This window comes from Mesorhizobium sp. AA23 (assembly GCF_001672435.1).
Classification (GTDB): Bacteria; Pseudomonadota; Alphaproteobacteria; order Rhizobiales; family Rhizobiaceae; genus Mesorhizobium.
Genome location: NZ_LYTP01000001.1, coordinates 1 through 20,291 on the forward strand (window position 1 = coordinate 1; position 20,291 = coordinate 20,291).

Sequence of the window (20,291 nt, forward strand, 5' to 3'; positions counted from 1 at the left end):
CCCGGCTCCGGCCTTATCCGGCGCTCCCGCTTCGTCCGCCTCTTGCTGCGCGCACACCACATAGGCGACGAGCCGCATCTCACCGGTGCGATCCTCGCGCGCCACCACCACCGCATCGCGCACCCATTCATGCTCGACAAGCCGCGCCGCAATCTCGTCCGGCTCGATGCGGAAGCCGCGGATCTTCACCTGCTCGTCGTTGCGGCCCAAGAACTCCAGATTGCCGTCCGGCAGATAGCGCGCCAGATCGCCGGTGCGGTACAGACGGTCGCCAGCCACAAACGGGCTGGCAATGAAGCGCTCGGCCGTCAGCTCGGGCCGGTTGAGATAGCCGCGCGCCACGCCCGCCCCGCCGATATAGAGCTCGCCCACCGCCCCGAACGGAACCGGCGTGCCATGAGCATCCAGTAGATAGAGCCGCGTGTTCGCGATTGGGCGGCCGATCGGGACATTTAGAGCCTTCTCCTGCATTGGATCCACAGTATAGGTAGCCGCAAATGTCGTCGTCTCGGTCGGACCATAGCAGTGAATGAGACGTACAGGGCCTTCTTCTCTCAGCAACCTTAGGAAGGCGGAAGGGTCATTCCGCTCGCCTCCACAAAGGAGGTATTTGAGTTGTGATAACGTCGGGGCAATCGATGACGTATACTGGTTGAATAACGCTGTTGTCAGAAACAGGGATGTCACTTTCTGACGTTCGAGCGCCTTGGAAAAACTCGATGCATCTAAGACGGTGGTGGCATTCATTACAACCACGCAGCCCCCGTTAAGCAGCGGCGCCCACACTTCAAATGTGCTGGCGTCGAAGGCGGGATTGCCCGCCCAGGCTACACGGTCGCCGGCATCGATTTTCAAATATTCATTATTGATCGCGAGCCGGTTGACAGCACGGTGAGGAACAACAACTCCCTTAGGAAGGCCGGTCGAGCCGGAAGTGTACATCACGTAAGCGGCATCTTCGGCGCTCAATCTCAGCCCAAGATCGGTGCTCAGTTCTGTATCGGCCGCTAACGGCTCAATAGGCACAACAGGGATCGTCACCTCGGCGAGATCAACCCGCTTACTCTCGCTAAGAACCAGGCGTGCAGCACAATCAGCCATCAGCCATTCTTGTCGCGCGAGTGGAACAGCGCGATCGATCGGCACATAAACCGCGCCCGTCTTCAGAATGGCCAACTGCGCCACCACAAGCGTGACGGAGCGGTCCAGTAGTGTCGCAATGCGATCCCCAGGCTTCACCCCAAGCCCGATCAGATGGTGCGCCAGCCGGTTGGCGCGAGCATTGAGCTCGCCATAGCTCAGCGCTTCGGCCTCATGCACCAGCGCCACCCTGTCGGGTCCCTGACGCACCTGCGCCTCGAACAGCTCGTGGATGCACTTGTGCGACGGATAGTCCGCTTCCGTCCGGTTCAGCTCCTCCAAAAGGTAGGTCCGCTCCTCGCGCGACAGCAGCTCGATGCGGCCCACCGGCTGCCCGGCATCGGCAACCACATCAGCCAACAAGGTCTCCAAATGCCGGGCCATGCGATCGATCTGCTCCGGGGCCAATCGATTGGCATCGAAATGCCACCGAAAGCGGCTGTCGATGGCGCAAACCTCGAATGTCACCAGCTCGCCCGGCAGCGCTGCCTCGAATCTGCCGGTCGAAGAGTTGGGACCGACTGAACTGTTTTGTCCCGCAATCGCCACACCAACCGGCCAGGGCCTTTGCGACCGCAGCGCCTCGATATGGCGCAATGGCGGAGACCGACCGATAAGATCGCGCGCAAAGCTTTCGTGCTTGCTGAGATCAGCGATCTCGGCCGCGACTGCCTTGCGTGTTTGCTTGAAGTCCCATGCGAGATCGAGGGTGACTTCCATTGGCACGGCGGAAGCGATAACGGCCCCCGCCGCCTTCACCCTGGCTCGCGCCGGTTTCGGCGCTGGCCTCCATCCCAGTTGAAGATCTATCTGGCCCGAAACGAGGGCCAGATAGATCAGCCATGCCGTAAGCAGGTATTCCACCCGATCGGCAGGGGGAAGCTCCCCCACGGCATTCGACACTTGCCAGGAACTCGACTGCCAGGCCGGCGGCGCTTTTGCCGTGCCGGAGGACAGGTAAGGCAGCTGCACAGTTTTGAACTGCTCAAGCCGTCGTGCCCAAAAAGCCTCCGAAGGCGCTATTTCTTCGTGGATGGCTGTCAGGCGTCGCGCCTGATCGTCGCCGAGGACAGGAAGGGCATCGCCTTCAGCCAGATCATTGCGGCTGGCGAGTGCTTGTGCCTCCAGCGGCTCACCGTCCAAACTGCCAAACCAGACCTCTACATCGTGCGTACCCGTCGCCACACGCCAGTGGCCCGGATGGATTTCAAGCAGGCGGCCTGCCGCAAGGCCGGAGCGGCGAGGCAGCATCTCCAATCGCCTGACGGCGACAACCTCTTGCCCTGCCAGCGCCTTGCACAAACACATTGGATTGGGGTAAAACGGCCCAAAATCCAAGGCCCGCGCCATCGCCGACAGATCTTGCGCGGATCGATCCCAGCGCAGAATACCCGCCGCATGTGGCCGCTGGCGCCTGGGAAAATAGCTTCTGTATTCCCGCGCCTGTGGACGGGTAGTGAGCTTGCCCCCCGCCAAGCCACCCAGCAGCTCGCGGAAGCCCTCGACGGCGGCTTCATGACATTTGAGGTTCAGGGTCAGCGCCGTTTCGGTAGGCGCAACCAGCACTTTGCGCTGAACCGCTATATCACCTGGATTAAACCCATCATTGATGCAATGCCAGGTGATGGCATGCTCGCTCTCTTGGGCCAGCAGCGCCCAAGATGTCACGTGAGTTCCGGCGTAGAGCGGCAAGGGACCATCATGATAGTTGAAAGCACCTTGACTGATCCGTCCCAACACATCGGCCGGCAAGATGAACGGATTGGCAACGGAAAAGAGCCACTTCACCGGCTCGGTCTTGAGGAAGCTCGACAGCTCTTCAACGCTTGACAGGCATGGGAGATTGGCGCGATCCACCCAGTTAGCGAATGTCGCATCGGCACATAGCACCGCGCGAATATCGTGGCCCATCTCCATAGCCAGCTGCGCACAGCTGATCGCCAGCGTGCCGCCGCCGACAATAACGCTAGAACAAATTGGCCGCGTTGTAGCTTGCAGTCTACCATACCCGCTTGGCTTGCCAGCATCTGTGCGCATCGGAGGAGGTCGACGTACCATTTTCATCCCTCCGCCAATCCATCGAAGCGCATGATCTGCTTCCATCGAAGGCGCCCCGTCCGGCCTACGCCACCGGTCAGAAGCTGCTCGAAAGTTCCGTGCTGAATGCCGATTGAGTTGAGCTGGTAGCCTTGCGCTATGAACGACAGCGGCGTCTCGATGGACGCGAAGTGTTTTGGGGGAACCGCACCTAATAGTGCAGTATCTATGGCAGTGAATGGCATAAGTTGAACAAGCTTTATGTGTCTGTGTTGGGCGGCGCGGCCGAGGACCGCCATAGTCCTGCGGATGCTCGTGTCTCATAGCAATCAGCGTGCCACAAACGGTGCAAAGCTGGGTTGAAAGAGCGGAAGAACGAAAGCGCTCACCCGTGTGCGGGGAGTTGATGACGGCTTGGATAAGACCGGCGGCCGCCGATGCCCGTGATGGGAGACACGCCTAAACGTTACTGTGGAATGGTGGGGGTTTGGTGCTTTCGGAAGGACGCCTTCGATTCGACGGAAACCGGACGTCGGTTTTTGTGGCGCACGTCTGTGGTATCGCCCGATCGAGTGGTTCGGGCTCACAGGTGAGGCTCTTGAGAAAGCAGACTGGCCGTCGAAGGGCTTCATTCCCGCAGGTCCCGCCGGGGGGCCGGTAGTCTCGCGAACTTCACACACAATCGCTTGAACGGAGGCCACTTTCAGACGACGCACGAGCGCTCAGATAGGCCAAACCCAGGACATTCCTTGATGGAACGAGTTTAACTGAGAAGGAACAATTTGCCTTGGGCACGGCACCTGATCCGGCGCCAATGTCGATTTCAACGTCTTGAAATTCGAGTATTTCATTGTGCGTTGGGCAATACGCTTTGTAAACCGCCTCCTTCAGGACGAAAAGGTCCCGCCGCCGAAGCAGGCGCAGGCCGTACATGCTTCGCTCTTTGGGCGTTGCGATCAAATCGATCAGACCGTCCGGAAGAGGCTCATTTGGTTCAATATCGATACCGAGTGCAGCAATATGTTTCCTGTCTGCGACGGCGGCGGCGGCCACCGTGTCGTGATGGGCTAAAGATCCAATCACGCCATCTGGCCAGATCGGAACACCAAGCCGGGTCTTCAGGATCGGCTTTGGCGAAAACCCCAGTTCGCCAAGCAGCGTTCGAGCGATGATCCTGGCGGAACCACTTCGGCGACGGACCTTCGCAACAGCTCGCCCCAGGGCAGCAATTTCGGAAGGGAACAAGGCATCCTCATCGGCGGGTTGTATCCTACGAAGGCCGATGAGGATCTCCTGTTGAGCAAACGTAATGGTCTCCATCACTTTGACTCTTTGGCTCCTTAGCTACAATCCAGTCGATTGTCTGACGTGGCAGGCGCCGGCCGCTTCGAAGGCTAGCCCCATGCATCAAATCTTATCCTCGAGCACTTCGCGCCCGGCCTGAGCAGGCTCGATTCAATGGATTGCGGCCACCTGTTGCTTGAGGGCCTGAAGCCATTCATGACGGTATTCGAGCTTGCGGAGTTCGTTTCCGCCGAACGTCAGACCGGAGTTGCAGTCCTCGCGTTTGGCATAGATCTCCACGTTACCGCCCAGATGCTTAGCCCAGCCGGTCGAGCTTCTCGATGGGTGTGGGTCCAAAGGTGAGCGGGTAACGCTCGAATTTTTCCAGCATATCCTCTCCGCCGATGTCATTCAGCTGAACTAGCCACGCAAAACTCGTTCCATATGCGCTGCTTGGATTGGTCGGCCGCGCTTTCCGACCACCTGATAGACGTACTGCGTTCCGGGACCGCTCCCGCGATGCGTTTCGCCAGTTGGGAGCCTTGGAAAGCATTGTGGTGACATGCATTGCATTTTCATTTTGATGACAAGCTGCGGCGCTTCCTGAGCGCGTAAACCGGATCATTGGGATGCGCTGTTCCGATCGGTTGCCGCAAGCCGAACCGTTCTGCTTCGGGGACCGCTGCTGGGGTCTGCTCTTCGACCCAATCGTAAACCACGGTCCGTTCGGCAATGCGCCACGCCCCTTCCCTCTTCTGAAACAGATCGCAGTAACGGCCGCAGAGGAGTACCTGGCGTACTTCTCCGTCGTTATCTGGTCCGCGTTGCAGCGCGGTGAAATAGCTTTCGACCACGGCCTCCGCCGGATCGATGAATTCGATCAATACGTTCGTGATCTGGTGGATTAAGCGCGGTCCAGTCTTGAAGACATCGACTGCAAACTCAATGAAGCCCCCGGCTGGGCCACAATAGGCGCCGTGACTGTCATGCGCATCGGGCCAATACGCACTGCGCAGCGCAGCCGCATCCGCGCGGTCCATGCCGCGGCAGTACCGATAAAGGCAGTCGCGGATCGCCTCGCGGTCGTGCAGTCGGGTGATTTTTGCCTGGTCCATCGCTCTGTCGCAAATTCTGAGATTGGGAGGGGCGTTTGTGCCTCTCGGGGCCGTGCAAGGACGATCCGATCGGCAATTGAAGAGCCAGAAAGGAGGCAACTTCATGTGTCGCGCGTGTCATGGAGGTCTGACGCCGGAGAGAATGTAGGCAGGGAAGCGGCCGGACGCCTTGCTTGAGGGTGTGAGGCCACGTCTCGTCGATTCCACCTAAGCTTCGCCAGCTTTTGGTTGAATGGTGCCCGGACGAACCGCGCGGCGGTTGTGCGGTCGAGTTCTAGCGCATGTTCGGGGCAGGATCGCACGGCGCGTGACGCGAGCAGTTCGTCCCCTTGCGCCACATTGATATCGCCAGGCAGGACGTATCCCTCATCATCAAGCGTGAAAATGCTTGGCGCTTGCGCCGAGCATCGCGCATGACCCTGGCATTTGGCACTGTGGACGATAATGCGCATGGCGCTGCCTCCATTGTCTTGCGATGGCTCAGGAAGACCATGGTCACGACCAGTCCAGGATCAAATTTTCGATTCCGAACACATGACCGCCACAGGTGATGGGCGCTGTACCTTGCTTGATCCGGAAGGCCGGAATGCGCGCCAACCACTCCTCCAGGCCAATTACAATCTCGCGCCGGGCAAGATGTGAGCCAAGGCAACGATGGGGACCATAGCCAAAGGCGGCGTGGCGGTTGTGCTCTCGCGCCAGATCGACCGTGTTGGGGGATTCGAATTCTTCCGGATCGCGATTTGCAATCATCGTGGCGCAGGAAACATAGTCCCCCTTTCGGATCGGCGCGCCTTCGAAGTCGACATCTTTCGTAGCCACGCGGATCAACTGAATGGCCGGATAGGCCCGCAGCAATTCTTCGGTTGCGAGCAGGATGCGATCTGGTTCGCTGCGCAGCAGTTCCTGATCCTTGAGGTTGCGCGCTAGATAAGCCAGATCAAAGCCTATAGCTGCTGCGACGGTGTCAAGTCCCGCGACGAAGACAAGCACGCCGATGCCACGGATTTCCTCCTCGGTTAGCCGGCGGCCCTCGACCCGTGCGTGCACGATGAACGTCATGAGATCGTCGGCCGGATCCTTGCGGCGATTGGTTGCAAGTTCATCGATGAAGGCCACAATCTTGCGGGCAGCCGCAGGTCGTTCCACTTCGTCGCCGTGGAGCAGATCTTTCGCCCAGCCGACAAATGTATCGAGTCCCTGATCCGGCAACCCCAGAAAGCGGAGGAAGATGCCGACAGTGAACGGAAAGGCAAAATCCTTCATGACGTCGCAGCTCGTGCCTGATGCGGTGATCCCGTCGATCAGGGCGATCGCTAGCTCACGGACAGCAGGTTCCAGTGCCGTCACCCGCTTGGGCGAAAGCAGCGGATTAAGTAGCGAGCGAAAGACGCCATGGGCCGGTGGATCGAGCTCAAGCGGGATCGTCGGCCAGGTTTCGCCCAGTATGGAGGAGAAGATGCTGCGATGGCTGGAGAAGGTATCAGCGTCCTGGAGCACCTTACGCTGGTCTGCGGCGCGGGTGATGACCCAGGTGCCCCGGCCATCTTGCGTGTTGTAGGGGGAATAGAAGATCGGAGGCCCGTCATGTGCGCAAGCGACCGCTGCGTGTGGATCCCCGTTGGGCGTTGGTGGCATGCCCGGCGATGTGAACAGGCTGAAGTCCCTCACCATTTCGGGCGGGACATGATCTGGAACCGGGTTGATCGCCATTGGATTTCTCCTGCCGTCTAAACACTAAGTAAGGCCGCGCGGCATGGCATCTTGGCCATCCGGCAAGCTTGTAACCCTCTTGGCCAGACCGCTGCCTGCCCGCCAAAGAGCGACGAGCGAAATCGTCGGAGACGCGGCATTTTCCAGCTTCGACCGGCGAGCCGGAAATGAAGCTCTTCCCCACAACGGATTCAGGCCGTCATCTCTTCAGGATGTCCGTAGCGCGGCACGCGAGAGGCGGTACCCGTCGACATCGCTTTCCTCGATTTCCACGAGCGCACGCGATGAGGGCATGAGCAAACATGCGGGTCGAATCTCATCTCCTCTTCGATCGATGGCCGTTGGCCGGTGCCAGGCGAACTGCGGGTGTCCACGCCAGTCACGCCGGTCGGGCTTTCACAGGCAGTGCCTTTGGAGTCGCTCGACGCGGACCCGACATGTTGTCTTCCTTGGCTGCATTGATCGCGATGTCACCCACAACATGAACACTAGGCGGTAGCTGCCGCCGTCTCACGAGAGAGCTTCAAAAGTCGTGCCAGCGGCGCGGAAAGAGCCCTGCAGGAGATTTTCCACATATCCTTCAACGCTTGAACGAATGCGCAGCCGCAAGCTTGGCGGAGCACAGCCGTGTCGCGGACATGACAAAGCCGACAGCAAAGTCGCGGCAGATTCAAAATGCTCCGCGAGTGCAAGGCGGTTTCCCGTCACCTCGGGACCGTGCCCGCATCACGCGGGCGCCGTTCAGGAAGATGCACATGGCACCTTGCCAACGGACGTGTTGGGCTTTTTGTAATCATTGTCAATTTCGAAGCTCTGTGGAGAGCGGGTCGTGTCCCATCAGGTGGTGTAGCTCGGCGGTTATGAAGCCGCACTCGACGCATCCGATCGAGCGTCTCAACGGCGAGATCAAGCGGCGCACCGAGGTCGTCGGAATCTTCCCGAACGACGATGCGATCGTGCGCCTCGTCGGCGCAATCCTGCTCGAACAGAACGATGAATGGGCAGTGCAGCGGGCCAGATATATGACCCTGGAAACGATCAGCCAGATGAGCGATGACCCCCTGATCAGCCTGCCAGCCGTGGCGCGCTGATCAGCCCGGCCCTTGCCGGGAGAGCACGGCGACCAATGCCGCCAGCTACACCACCCCGCGGGACACGATCGGAGAGCGTCGACAGGGCGAAACGCGTAAGCTCCGTCAGCCGTCTCAAACCTGAGAACGAAGGCCACAGGGACCCTCGTCGGGTTAACCCCGATCGACTCCTGTAATCAGCCCCAGATTTATCCGGTTCTAATTTGAGCCACCTGTTCTCCGCGCCGAGGCCCCCTGTCCGACTTCCGACATTTTTGTCCAGCTACGGACAAAAAAGGTTTGAGGCTGCGCTCTAGCCAGAGCTCACGATCAGGTGATTGTGGGGGCATTCGGTCTTGGCGAAGGCACGGTCCTGGCCGCTCAAGGCAAAGAGTGTCGCTGCAAAAACCAGTGTGACCCCAGCCTTAAAATCGAATGGCATGGCGCTTGCGTATTACTCGGCAGAACCATCACAAGGTGGCCAGGAGTAAGACCATTGCTGACATCGCGACACCCCGTACAAGGGCGTAGTGAGACCGTTCTCGTTGCCGCCGCAAATCGAGACTTCGTTTTCTTCAGCCGCCCGTGCTCGCGAGCGGTTTTGCCATGGCTGATCCAAGGCCGACACTCAAACGCGCGGCGCTCGGCCGAATTGCCGGCCGAGATCGATGCAGTTTCAAGCGAAAAAGCAGCGCCTCATTTTTTACTCCAGGAGCAACATTGATGACCGTCAAAAAAAAGGTTCCTTTCGTCACCTTTTCAACGCGTGTTCGCGATGATTCAGTCCAAGGTCCAAATCCATACCGTTGGGAAGAAAAGACATCCGACGACTACTTTGTCGGCAAGCGCGTCATACTTTTCTCGCTGCCAGGCGCCTTCACCCCGACCTGCTCGACCTACCAACTGCCCAACTTCGAAGACCTCTATGACGAATTTGAGAAGCTGGGAATTGAAGCGATCTACTGCGTCTCCGTCAACGATGCCTTCGTCATGAATGCGTGGGGGAAGGCCTTGGGGCTGCAGAAGGTCGTGCTCCTTCCGGACGGCTCAGGCGAGTTCACGCGCAAGATGGGCATGCTGGTCGCCAAGGATAATCTCGGCTTCGGTATGCGCTCCTGGCGCTACGCCGCTCTGATCAACAATGGCTTGGTGGAGCGGTGGTTCGAAGAGGAAGGTTTTTCTGACAACTGCGAGACCGACCCCTATGGCGTCTCCTCCCCCCAGAACATTCTTGAAACGCTGAAAGCCGCCAAAGCCGTGACGGCTGCATGATCTACGTCTCGAAAATCCCATTGCACAAGGCCAAGGGTCGCTCGGTAGGAGTTTCACGCTAACCATGCAGTCCTCAGCAAGCCTGCTTCAGCGTCAGAAGCAATCGTTGGTTTTAACGCCGCAAATGATGGAGTCCATTCGCCTGTTGCAACTGGCGCATCCCGAACTGCATCAGTTCGTCGAGCAGGAAATCGAGAAGAACCCCTTTCTGGAACGGGCATCAAACCAGGCGCCGAAGGATATTCCTTCGATTTCGGCCGGAACCCCGCACATCGGGCCAACGATGGGCGGAGTATCGGATCGGGCCTCGCAGTGGAAATCAATCCGAGGCAAAAACAATGTCGCACCCGGGGGAAACAATGCTCTCGAAGACTACTGCGCGTCCACCGAAACACTGCACGACCATGTCGCTCGCCAGATCGCTCTCAGCGCATTTGCGCCGCTGGAGCGGCGAATAGCTGGCGAGCTTGCCGTTCATCTGGAAGACACCGGATACATTCAGGTGAACCTTTCGGAACTGGCCAGCAGCCTGAATGTCCGGGAGGCTGACGTGGAACGGGTTCTCGGAACTTTGCAGCAGTTCGATCCACCGGGGATTTTTGCGCGAACTCTCAGCGAATGCCTTGAGATACAATTGCGGCAGCTAGACAGGTTCGACCCGGCGATGGCAGCGCTGGTCGCCAATCTTGAAGCGCTAGCGCGACGCGATTTTCAAACATTGAAGCGCCACTGCGGTGTTGATGAAGACGACCTTCTCGACATGTTGCACGAAATCCGCGCGCTCGATCCCAAGCCTGGAAACCGATTCCAATCCGGGGGGCCTGAATCGATCATAGCCGACGTCTTGGTCCTGCCCTCGCCCGGAGGTGGGTGGCAAATCGAACTCAATCCAGACACGCTGCCCAAGCTGCTGATGAACCAGAACTATTTTGCCGAAGTCTCCCGGCTTAGCGCCCAAAATTCCAAAGACCAGTCATTTCTCAACGAATGCCTCCAAAACGCGAACTGGCTAATCCGCAGCCTTGATCAGCGCGCCAAGACGATCCTCAAGGTAACGGCTGAAATCATCCGCCAGCAGGACGCCTTTTTTGAACATGGGGTCGCCCACCTGCGGCCTCTCAATCTCAGGACTGTCGCGGATGCGATCAACGTGCACCAATCGACGGTAAGCCGGGTGACGTCCAACAAGTATATGCTGACCCCGCGCGGCATGTTCGAACTGAAGTATTTTTTCACCGTCGCGATCGGCTCCTGCGAAAGCGGCGACGCGTACTCCGCCGAAGCTGTCCGCCATCAAATCAAGGCGATGGTTGCCGCGGAATCGTCCGACGAGGTGCTTTCCGACGACGACATCGCCACCCGGCTCAAGGACACCGGGATCGACATTGCTCGCCGCACCGTTGCGAAATATCGTGAGGCGCTGAACATCCCGTCCTCCGCGCGACGTCGCCGGGAGAAGCGCGTGCGGCTTCGATGCCAATCAAGCCCAGGCGGAGGCGGCGACGGAGGCGGCTCTTAATCCAAAGCGAACCCGTTCTTGATCCGTGCCAAGTGGCTTTCGCCTTCCTCCGGGCCAAAACAGCTTTCGAAATCGCGGCATTCCTGACAACTGGGCGCGGTGCATAGCGAAAAGCCTTCTGCCTCGCAGAGCTTACGATAGAAATATTTCTTCCATTTCATATTTTTGGTGTTACCGGCCGCCAGCGCCGGGAAATGCCTGGCGATCAAGCGGCTGAGTTCGGCCCGATTGAAAAGGCCAAGGTCCTGCCACAGATGGTCATTGCGCAAACTACGCCTGGCGATGATCTTGGCGAAGAGGGTGCTCGCCGGATCGCCCGGCTTGGCATGCCCAATGAGCAGGCCGCGCAGAAGCTCTTCCTCCATATCCGGCTCAGGATCGGCCAGCTTTTCCAGCGCGAAGCTGTTGACGGGCACAGCCGGGAAATAGCGTGTCATGACATCTCGCAGGTCGGCACGCGAAAGGCCGGTTGCTTCGGTCGCGGTCGCCTTGCCGGCCTCGACCTCCTCGAACGCGAGGTAGGCAACACAGGCAAGCGCATGCCGGTCGAACGCCGCCCCCACGTCTGTCGGCGGCCATTGGCTGGTGCTGAAACAACCACGGTGATCGGCGAATGTGGCGCCGTTCTCCTGGTCTTGTCCCCACCTCATGCAGCAAGCTTGTCGGCCGCAAGGTGGGTCTGGCAGTTCTTCGGGCAGACGCGGCCGCAGGCGCCGCAGCCGATGCAGCGGCCGGGATGGTCGACAACCATGACCATGCGGTTGAGCTCGCCGTCGAAGTCGTCATCCTCGCCTGCGCAGATGCCGAGGATTTCGCCTGCGTCATCGACGCCATGAAGGTGCATGACCTCGCGCGAGCAGACCTTGAAGCAGCGGCCGCAGCCGATGCAGGTCGCGCCATCGATCGCCGTCAGATAGTGCGGCGTCCAGGGAGAGCCGTCGCGGGTGACGCCCGTCATTGTGAATTCTCCTCGCAAGCCGGTTTTCTTACGCCCGCGCCATCTCGGGACGCGCTTCGATGGCAGCGACCGCATCGCCGGCGTGCCGGCTTCGGCGATTTTCCGGAACGTCTCGAGTTCGGCATAAGAGCGGTGGGGCGCGGCCGACATTCAAGATCTTGTGCCCGATGTCGACGCGGGCGGTGAGCGATCGCTGGGAGGGCGTCGATTTTGGCGACAGCCTCTATGCCACAGAACGCGTATCTGGCGCGGACGCGGCGCGTTGCTTTCCTTCGCTCCATTGATCGCATCAACCAGAATTTAAATGATCGCGCGTCTGCCGCCTCAGGAGGAAGACTCAAGTGCCGTGACGGAAACGCAGGACGAAGCTCATAAGAAATTGTCTGCATCCCATTCATCGGTTTACTCGAGAGCGCGGCAGGAGAAAGGTCGGCCCCAGGCGTGTCGTGGAATCGAGAGATCCGACGACAGTGGCGGCCGCCTTTCAGGAACGGCCCGACAGGATTGCTGGGGAGGCAAGCTGAAGTCACGCCGCCTTCAACCGCGTTGCACGTTGGGCTCATCCCACCCCTTTGTCAGCTCCAAGGCCTGCCGCTCGAACAGGCGGCGATAGATGCCGTCGCGACGGATCAGTGCGGCATGGTCGCCCTGCTCGCTGATGCAACCACGGTCGAAGACAAGCAGCCGGTCGAGTTCGCGCACCGTGGAGAGCCGGTGCGCAATGACGAGCGTGGTGCGCCCGACCATGAGCCGCTCCATCGCCTTCTGGATCAGCACCTCCGATTCCGAGTCGAGGCTCGATGTCGCCTCGTCCAGAATCAGGATCGGGGCATCGGCGAGGAAGGCGCGCGCTATCGCCACACGCTGGCGTTCGCCGCCTGAAAGCTTCACGCCGCGTTCGCCGACCAGCGTACCGTAGCCGTTCGGCAGACGCGCGATGAAGTCATGCGCGCTGGCGAGTCGCGCCGCCTGCTCAACGTCGGACCGAGATGCACCCGGCCGTCCATAGGCTATGTTCTCGGCTAGCGAGCGGTGGAACAGGAGAGGCTCCTGCTGCACGATCGCGATCTGCGAGCGCAGCGAGCTCTGCGTCACCCGCGAAATGTCCTGCCCATCGATCAAGATTCGTCCAGCATCTAGGTCGTAGAGCCGCTGGATGAGCTTGACGAAGGTGGTCTTGCCGGAGCCAGAGGGGCCGACAAGACCGACCCGTGCGCCGGCCTCAATCGAAATCGACAAGTCGCTGTAGAACGGCGACCAATGATTGCCGTAGTGGAAATGGACGCTCTCAAAATCGATGTGACCCTTCGTGATCCGGATCGGCTTGGCGCCCGGAACATCGGCCACGTCGGGCGGCTGGCTACAGGTTTTGACCAGTTCCTCCATCTCATTTACAGAGCGCTGGATGTTGCGCACGTGCATGGAAACATCACGCAAGTAGCCATACAGGACGGTGAAAGACGCGAGCACAAAGGCGATGTCGCCTGGGGTAGCCTGGCCGCGCGCCCACAAAAATAAGGCATAGCCGATCAAAGCCGCTCTCATCGCAAGAAGCATGATGCCCTGGAATGCAGCACTGATCGTGCCGCGCACCCACGTCCGGCGGGTGCGGTGCCGCCACTTGGAGATGACTTTCGCGAGGCGATGATCTTCCCGCACCTCGGCGCCGAAGCCTTTGACCACCGCGTTACAGCTGATCGCGTCGGCAAGCGAGCCGCCAAGCTTCGTATCCCAGTTATTGGCAAGGCTCGCCGCTGGCGCCACGTAGCCGAGCGACAGCACAACGATCAGCGCCACATAGACAACCGAGCCGCAGGCGATGATCAGCCCCATCGTCGGCCAATACCAGCCGAGTAGAACGCTCGACCCTGTGAGCATGATGAGCGAGGGAAACAACGCGAAAAGGATCGTGTCGTTGAGGGCGCAGAGCGCCCACATGCCGCGCGTGATCTTGCGCACCGTCGAGCCGGCGAAGGTTCTCGCATGCCAATCGGCCGAAAAGCGCTGGACGCGATGGAACGCGTCGCTGGCGATGTCGGACATCATCTTCAGAATGAAGTCATTGTATGCAATGAAGGCGATGTTGCGCATGACGACGGCGCCGAGTGCGAGCGCAATCAACATCGAAAAGGCCGCAAGTGCCGCATCCCACACGACCGCGTCTGCTGCCGCTCCTTGGGCGACCGCATCTACGAGCCTTCCGGAATAGAGCGGCGTCAGAACGTCAAGGAGCGTTGCGCCAAGCACCGCGATCATAATGATCGCGAGCCGGACCGGCTGCCTACTGCAGTGGCGTATCGTGAAGGCGAAAACGTCGCGAAAGGCGGCGCCGCGCAGATCGATGTGAAAACGACGCGTGGCTTTGTATGAGCGCACCAGGACGCCCGGCCTCAAGAAACCTGAAATGGAAGATCTGAGTGAGGACGAAAACGTCGCTCGGAACGCGGGTTGCCGATCCGGACCTGACATGTTGCTTTCTTCCTTCCATCGATCGCGATGTCACCGCGAGATGAATCTCGGCGCGCTGCCTTACGAGGAGAGAACCGCAATAGCCGTGCCAAAGGCTCAGAAGGAAACCCAGAAGAATTTTCTTTATATTTTTCAATGACAACGAGATCTCAGAAGCCAGCGGCGGCCGAACAGCGCCGCGTCGCGCACTCAACAAACCGACAGGACGCATCGGTGACGCGGACATCCTTGGCGGACGGCCGACGGATTGCTCCTCACGCGAAGCGGAATTCACGCCCAATTCAACGGCGTTCACCGTCGAACAATGCCCGCCGATGTCGGACATGCGACATAGCAGTGTTGGAGCCATCTTATTGTTTCGAAATGATCTCCTTGTTTGGCACGGTCTATGCGTAGCTGTTCGTGAACGCGTCCCGGCCTGAAGGAGAAACAGTCCACGCCCAGCGCACCGAAAACGCCGTGGCCTAAAGACCGGGCCTTCGCAGGCCGGTGCAGGGCTGGCGCACTATGTCGAGGCGAGCGGCCGCGCCGACCCTAAGAAGCGCGGGCCGAACATGGCCGCGGCAACTCCTTCGGCTAGCCATCATCATGACAGTCGGGCGTGCGCTTTGCGTAATTGCCCCCAGGAGAAGGATCACATCCATGAGGCCTGTTTATCTGGACAACAACGCAACGACACGGGTCGATCCTGACGTCGTTCAAGCAATGCTGCCGTTTTTTACCGAGCAATTCGGCAACCCTTCGTCGAGCCACGATTTTGGCGCTTCCGCCGGGGCGGCGGTGAGAAAGGCGCGCCTGCAGGTGCAAACGCTGATCGGCGCGGAGTTCGACGACGAGATCACGTTCACCTCGGGCGGGACGGAAAGCGACAACGCGGCGATCCTTTCGGCGCTCGAGGTTATGCCTGAGCGCACTGAGATCGTGACTTCCGCAGTCGAGCATTCGGCCGTGCTGACGCTTTGCGCTCACCTTGAGAAGACGCGCGGCATCAAGGTGCATAGGATTCCGGTGGATCGCCACGGCCGGCTCGACCTCGACACCTATAAGGCCGCCCTCACCCCGCGCGTTGCGATCGTCTCGATCATGTCGGCGAACAACGAGACCGGAACGATCTTCCCGGTGGTCGAGCTTGCTGAGTTGGCCAAGGACGTCGGCGCCCTTTTCCATACCGACGCGGTGCAAGCGGTCGGCAAGCTTGCGATCGACTTGAAATCGACCGCAATCGATATGCTGTCTCTCTCCGGTCACAAATTACACGGACCGAAAGGGGTCGGCGCACTCTATGTAAAGCGCGGCGTGCGCTTCTGTCCGCTGATCAAGGGGGGACGCCAGGAGGGCAACCGCCGCGCGGGCACCCAGAATACGCCAGGCATCGTCGGCCTCGGCGTGGCAGCCGATCTTGCCTTGAAATTCATGGACGACGCGAACACACGGGTAAAGGCATTGCGAGACCGCCTCGAGAAAGAACTTCTCCAGCGCATTCCAGACGCCTTCGTGGCCGGCGATTTACGAGCGCGGTTGTCGAACACTGCAAATATCGCCTTTGGACACATCGAAGGTGAGGGCATACTGCATTTCCTCAATCGCGAGGGCATCGCCTGCTCCTCTGGCTCTGCATGCGCCTCCGGCTCGCTGGAGCCGAGCCATGTCTTGGTGGCGATGAATGTCCCAGATAGCGCGGCACACGGCGCAATCCGTTTCTCCTTTTCGCGCAACAACGGCGAGGAGGACGTCGACCGGGTGCTCGAGGTCATGCCCGGGATCGTTAAGAAGCTGCGTGACCTTTCCCCGTCTTCGCCAGCGACGACGCAACCCCGACCGCCCTCTCCGGCCAAGGAAAATGCAATGCGCAGCTGTTTTGCTGAAAGCCGTGCCATCGATGTCACCGACATCCTCGCCCAGCTGAAGAGCCTGTCGGCTGCGGAGGAGTTCTTCGAAGTCCTTGGCATCTCTTATGATCCGAAGGTGCTCAATGTTTCGCGGCTCCATATCATGAAGCGCATGGGCCAGTACCTCGCTGAAGAGGATTTCGCCGGTCTTCCCGACGGGGTGATCGCCGCGCGGGCGCGTGCGACGTTGGAACGCGCTTATGAGGATTTCGCGACATCCTCGCCACTCACGCAACGGGTCTTCAAGGTGCTCAAAGAGCACGATCCGGACATACCCGGCACTCGGGACCGCGCCTTTGTCCCGTTCGATTCGATCCTGAGGCGGTTCGGGACAGAATGAGCGCGACAAAGTTGCGACGCGACAATGACGAAAAGCCGACAAAACCGGTCATCACGACGGCACCTTCGGAACAAAACGACCCCGATCTCAAAGAGAACAGAGCAGCGCAGAACGGTTGGCACGAATGATGCTGCCTAGGAGATGAACGCCAGGGCGGCTTGCGGACTAGAGCCGAGAGGGAAGCAATGCACATTGTAGTCTGTATCAAGCAGGTGCCGGATTCCGCGCAGATACGTGTCCACCCTGTGACGAACACGATCATGCGCCAGGGCGTGCCAACCATCATCAACCCTTACGACCTGTTCGCCCTCGAAGAGGCACTGAGATTGCGCGGCGCCCATGGCGGCGAGGTCACCGTGCTTACCATGGGTCCGCCGATGGCAGACGATGCGCTGCGCAAGGCGCTCACCTATGGCGCCGATCGCGCGGTACTGTTGACCGACCGCTGCTTTGCCGGCTCCGACACGCTGGCGACATCCTTTGCGCTTTCTCGGGCAATCGTGAGAATTGGCGAGACCTTCGGCGCGCCGGACATCGTCTTCGCCGGCAAGCAGACGATTGACGGCGATACCGCCCAAGTCGGGCCCGGCATCGCCAAGCGCCTCGGCCTCCTGCAGTTCACCTATGTGGCGAAGATCGCCTCTATCGATCTCGACGCGCGCGAGATCACCGTCAAGCGCCGTTCGGAAGGCGGTACGCAGATGCTGAAAAGCAGGCTGCCATGCCTCATCACAATGCTGGAAGGCACCAACGAAATCCGCAGGGGCTCGCTCGACGACGCCATGCGCGCCGCACGCAGCCAGATCGTGAAGTGGAGCGCGGCCGAAGCTGGCATTGAGGACCTCACCAAATGCGGCCTGCGCGGTTCGCCGACGGTCGTCAAGCGCGTTTTCGCCCCTACCACGCGGGCGGAAAAGGCGACGCAGATCGACATGACCGACAAGACGCAGCATGGCGTCGCAGACGAACTGATCGCCGCAATCTTCACACGCCAGCCAGCGCTGGAACACGAACTCGCCTTCGACGGCGGCCAGTGACGAGACGGCAAGGAGAGACGATGTCGAACGCGAAACGCGAAGCCCCTCCGTCCGCCGGCCGTGCCGGAATCAAGAAGGAATTGCCTGAGCACTTTAGGGACTATCGGCATGTCTGGGTTTTCATCGAACTGGAACGCGGCGAGGTCCATCCCGTCTCCTTCGAACTGCTTGGCGAAGGCCGCAAGCTCGCCGACAAGCTTGGCATTCAGCTTGCGGGAATCGTGCTCGGACCGCCGGGTGAGGCCACCCAGCATGCCGTTGCCGAGGCCTTCGCTTACGGCGCCGACCTTGTCTACCTCGTCGAGGCACCGCTGCTTGCTGACTATCGCAACGAGCCTTTCACCAAGGCGATGACGGATCTGGTCAATACCCACAAACCGGAAATTCTGCTTCTCGGTGCGACCACGCTCGGCAGGGATCTCGCCGGCTCAGTAGCGACGACCTTGCTGACAGGGCTCACTGCCGACTGTACCGAACTCGATGTGGATGTCGACGGTTCGCTCGCCGCGACCCGTCCGACTTTCGGCGGTTCCTTGCTATGCACGATCTATACGCTCAACTACCGGCCGCAAATGGCCACCGTACGACCGAGGGTCATGGCCATGCCACCGCGAACGGATAAGCCGGTTGGGCGTGTCATCCGCCACAAGCTGTCGATGACCGAGGAAGAGATCATTACCAAAGTCCTTGGCTTCAAGCTCGATCGCCAATCGGCAAAGGCAAATCTCGCCTACGCCGACATCGTGGTTGCCGGAGGCCTCGGCCTCGGCTCAGCGGAGAATTTGCAGCTTGTGACGAATTTAGCGCGCGCAATCGGCGCCGAATATGGCTGTTCGCGCCCGCTGGTCCAGAAGGGCTGGATGCCGGCCGATCGGCAGATTGGCCAAACGGGCAAGACCATCCGGCCAAAGCTTTACATAGCGGCCGGGATTTCGGGCGCCATTCAGCATCGGGTTGGCGTGGAGGGGGCTGATTTGATCGTAGCCATCAACACCGACCCGAACGCCCCGATCTTCGACTTTGCCCACCTCGGCATCGTCACCGATGCGATCCGTTTCCTGCCGGCATTGACGGAAGCTTTCACCCGGCGGCTGTCGCCACACAGTCACGACAAGCTTGCGAGCTAAGGGAGACGGCCATGATCGAAGAAGAATTCGACGCCATCGTCGTCGGCGCCGGTATGTCCGGAAACGCGGCCGCCTACACTATGGCAAGACAGGGTCTGACGGTGCTGCAGTTGGAGCGCGGCGAGTATGCGGGCTCCAAGAATGTCCAGGGCGCCATCATGTACGCCGACATGTTGGAGCAAATCATCCCGGATTTCCGGAATGATGCGCCTCTCGAGCGGCATCTGGTCGAGCAGCGACTTTGGGTGATGGACGACACCTCCCACACCGGGATGCAGTATCGATCGGATGATTTCAACGAGGCGAAGCCTAATCGCTACACAATCATCCGCGCCCAGTTCGACAAGTGGTTTTCGCGCAAGGTGCGCGAGGCCGGCGCGACGGTTCTGTGCGAGACGACAGTGACCGACCTCGTCCGCAATGCCAAAGGTAAGGTGATCGGCGTGCGCACCGACCGGGCTGGCGGGCCGATCTACGCGGACGTCGTCGTGCTCGCAGAAGGTGTCAACGGACTGCTCGGTACACGGGCCGGCCTGCGCAAGATGCTGAAGCCACAAAGCGTGGCGCTCGCTGTCAAGGAGATGCATTTCCTACCCGATGAGGTCATTGAGCAGCGGTTCGGCCTCCAAGGGGACGAAGGCTGCGTGATCGAAGCGGCGGGCACGATCTCCCGCAGCATGGCTGGACTTGCGTTCCTCTACACCAATAAGGAGTCGATCTCTCTGGGCATCGGCTGCCTCGTCTCCGATTTCGCCAAGACAATGGAGAGCCCATACGTCCTCCTCGATGCCTTTAAAAACCATCCTTCGATCCGGCCGCTCATTGCGGGCTCGGAAGTCAAGGAGTATTCCGCGCATCTCATTCCGGAAGGTGGCTACAAGGCAATTCCGCAGCTCTTCGGCGACGGTTGGGTCGCGGTCGGCGATGCCGCCCAACTGAACAACGCTATTCACCGCGAGGGTTCGAACCTTGCCATGACTTCCGGTCGCATCGCGGGCGAGGCGATCATTGAGATCAAGGGCCGCAACCAGCCGATGATCAGGAAGAACCTGGCCCTCTACAAGACCATGCTGGACAAGTCCTTCGTAGTCAAAGACCTGCGGAAATATAAGGACATGCCGGCCCTGATACACACCAACTCCCGAAATTTCTTCATGACTTACCCGCAGTTGATGTCGCAGGCCGCGCAGAACTTCATGCGCGTCGACGGCACTCCGAAAATCGAGAAGGAAAAGGCGACCACTGCTGCCTTCATCAAGGCGCGTTCGCGCTGGGGGCTGATCAGCGATGTGGTCCGCCTGGCACTCGCATGGCGCTGAAG

13 protein-coding genes and 4 pseudogenes are annotated in these 20,291 nt (G+C 59.9%); 8 read left to right on the forward strand and 9 right to left on the reverse strand.

Annotation, left to right across the window (positions count from 1 at the left end):
* The 6 genes and pseudogenes from A9K66_RS29975 to A9K66_RS00030 form a co-directional block, all read right to left on the reverse strand.
* Positions 1-3,051: amino acid adenylation domain-containing protein (locus A9K66_RS29975; protein WP_197507426.1), on the reverse strand; the 3,051-nt coding region annotated here is incomplete at its 3' end.
* Between the two features lie 798 nt (positions 3,052-3,849).
* Positions 3,850-4,497, reverse strand: coding sequence for a 4'-phosphopantetheinyl transferase superfamily protein (locus A9K66_RS28920; RefSeq protein ID WP_082953612.1), 648 nt, complete (start codon positions 4,495-4,497; stop codon positions 3,850-3,852).
* Between the two features lie 186 nt (positions 4,498-4,683).
* Positions 4,684-4,852: pseudogene (locus A9K66_RS29980) on the reverse strand (aminocyclopropane-1-carboxylate deaminase/D-cysteine desulfhydrase family protein); the annotation flags it as partial.
* A 184-nt stretch (positions 4,853-5,036) separates the two neighbouring features.
* On the reverse strand, positions 5,037-5,576 hold the full coding sequence (locus tag A9K66_RS00025; protein ID WP_067318634.1) for a nuclear transport factor 2 family protein: 540 nt from the start codon (positions 5,574-5,576) through the stop codon (positions 5,037-5,039).
* Positions 5,577-5,842: 266 nt separating this feature from the next.
* Positions 5,843-6,028, reverse strand: a pseudogene (locus A9K66_RS31560) (ferredoxin); the annotation flags it as partial.
* A 43-nt stretch (positions 6,029-6,071) separates the two neighbouring features.
* Positions 6,072-7,289, reverse strand: coding sequence for a cytochrome P450 (locus A9K66_RS00030; RefSeq protein ID WP_067318636.1), 1,218 nt, complete (start codon positions 7,287-7,289; stop codon positions 6,072-6,074).
* Between the two features lie 869 nt (positions 7,290-8,158).
* On the opposite strand from A9K66_RS00030, the pseudogene A9K66_RS00035 reads away from it, so the two are divergent.
* From A9K66_RS00035 to rpoN, 3 genes and pseudogenes are all read left to right on the forward strand, one after another.
* Positions 8,159-8,380, forward strand: a pseudogene (locus A9K66_RS00035) (transposase); the annotation flags it as partial.
* Positions 8,381-9,082: 702 nt separating this feature from the next.
* Entirely contained in the window at positions 9,083-9,631 is a 549-nt protein-coding gene (locus tag A9K66_RS00040) for a peroxiredoxin (RefSeq protein ID WP_067318640.1), read from the forward strand.
* Positions 9,632-9,695: 64 nt separating this feature from the next.
* On the forward strand, positions 9,696-11,150 hold the full coding sequence (gene rpoN / locus A9K66_RS00045; protein ID WP_067318642.1) for an RNA polymerase factor sigma-54: 1,455 nt from the start codon (positions 9,696-9,698) through the stop codon (positions 11,148-11,150).
* Here the strand turns inward: rpoN and A9K66_RS00050 are convergent.
* From A9K66_RS00050 to A9K66_RS00060, 3 genes are all read right to left on the reverse strand, one after another.
* Positions 11,147-11,800 (reverse strand): nitrogen fixation protein NifQ, encoded by a 654-nt coding sequence (locus A9K66_RS00050; protein WP_067318644.1) that lies wholly within the window; start codon positions 11,798-11,800, stop codon positions 11,147-11,149. The genes rpoN and A9K66_RS00050 overlap by 4 nt on opposite strands.
* On the reverse strand, positions 11,797-12,108 hold the full coding sequence (gene fdxB / locus A9K66_RS00055) for a ferredoxin III, nif-specific (RefSeq protein WP_067319590.1): 312 nt from the start codon (positions 12,106-12,108) through the stop codon (positions 11,797-11,799). The genes A9K66_RS00050 and fdxB overlap by 4 nt, the downstream gene beginning before the upstream one ends.
* Before the next feature lie 537 nt (positions 12,109-12,645).
* Positions 12,646-14,502: an ABC transporter ATP-binding protein gene (locus A9K66_RS00060; RefSeq protein WP_067318646.1), complete on the reverse strand. Its 1,857-nt coding sequence runs from the start codon at positions 14,500-14,502 to the stop codon at positions 12,646-12,648.
* Positions 14,503-15,219: 717 nt separating this feature from the next.
* Here A9K66_RS00060 and nifS point away from each other — a divergent pair.
* The 5 genes and pseudogenes from nifS to A9K66_RS00080 form a co-directional block, all read left to right on the forward strand.
* A pseudogene (nifS, locus tag A9K66_RS00065) lies at positions 15,220-16,356 on the forward strand (cysteine desulfurase NifS); the annotation flags it as partial.
* Positions 16,357-16,422: 66 nt separating this feature from the next.
* A complete protein-coding gene (gene nifW / locus A9K66_RS30930; RefSeq protein WP_245307368.1) occupies positions 16,423-16,806 on the forward strand; it encodes a nitrogenase stabilizing/protective protein NifW in 384 nt (127 codons plus the stop codon).
* A gap of 185 nt (positions 16,807-16,991) precedes the next feature.
* Positions 16,992-17,843, forward strand: a complete 852-nt coding sequence (locus tag A9K66_RS00070) for an electron transfer flavoprotein subunit beta/FixA family protein (RefSeq protein ID WP_067318647.1) — start codon at positions 16,992-16,994, stop codon at positions 17,841-17,843.
* A 20-nt stretch (positions 17,844-17,863) separates the two neighbouring features.
* Complete coding sequence (locus A9K66_RS00075) at positions 17,864-18,970, forward strand: electron transfer flavoprotein subunit alpha/FixB family protein (RefSeq protein WP_067318650.1); 1,107 nt, start codon at positions 17,864-17,866, stop codon at positions 18,968-18,970.
* 11 nt (positions 18,971-18,981) lie between these two features.
* A complete protein-coding gene (locus A9K66_RS00080) occupies positions 18,982-20,289 on the forward strand; it encodes an FAD-dependent oxidoreductase (RefSeq protein WP_067318652.1) in 1,308 nt (435 codons plus the stop codon).
* Positions 20,290-20,291 lie beyond the last annotated feature (2 nt).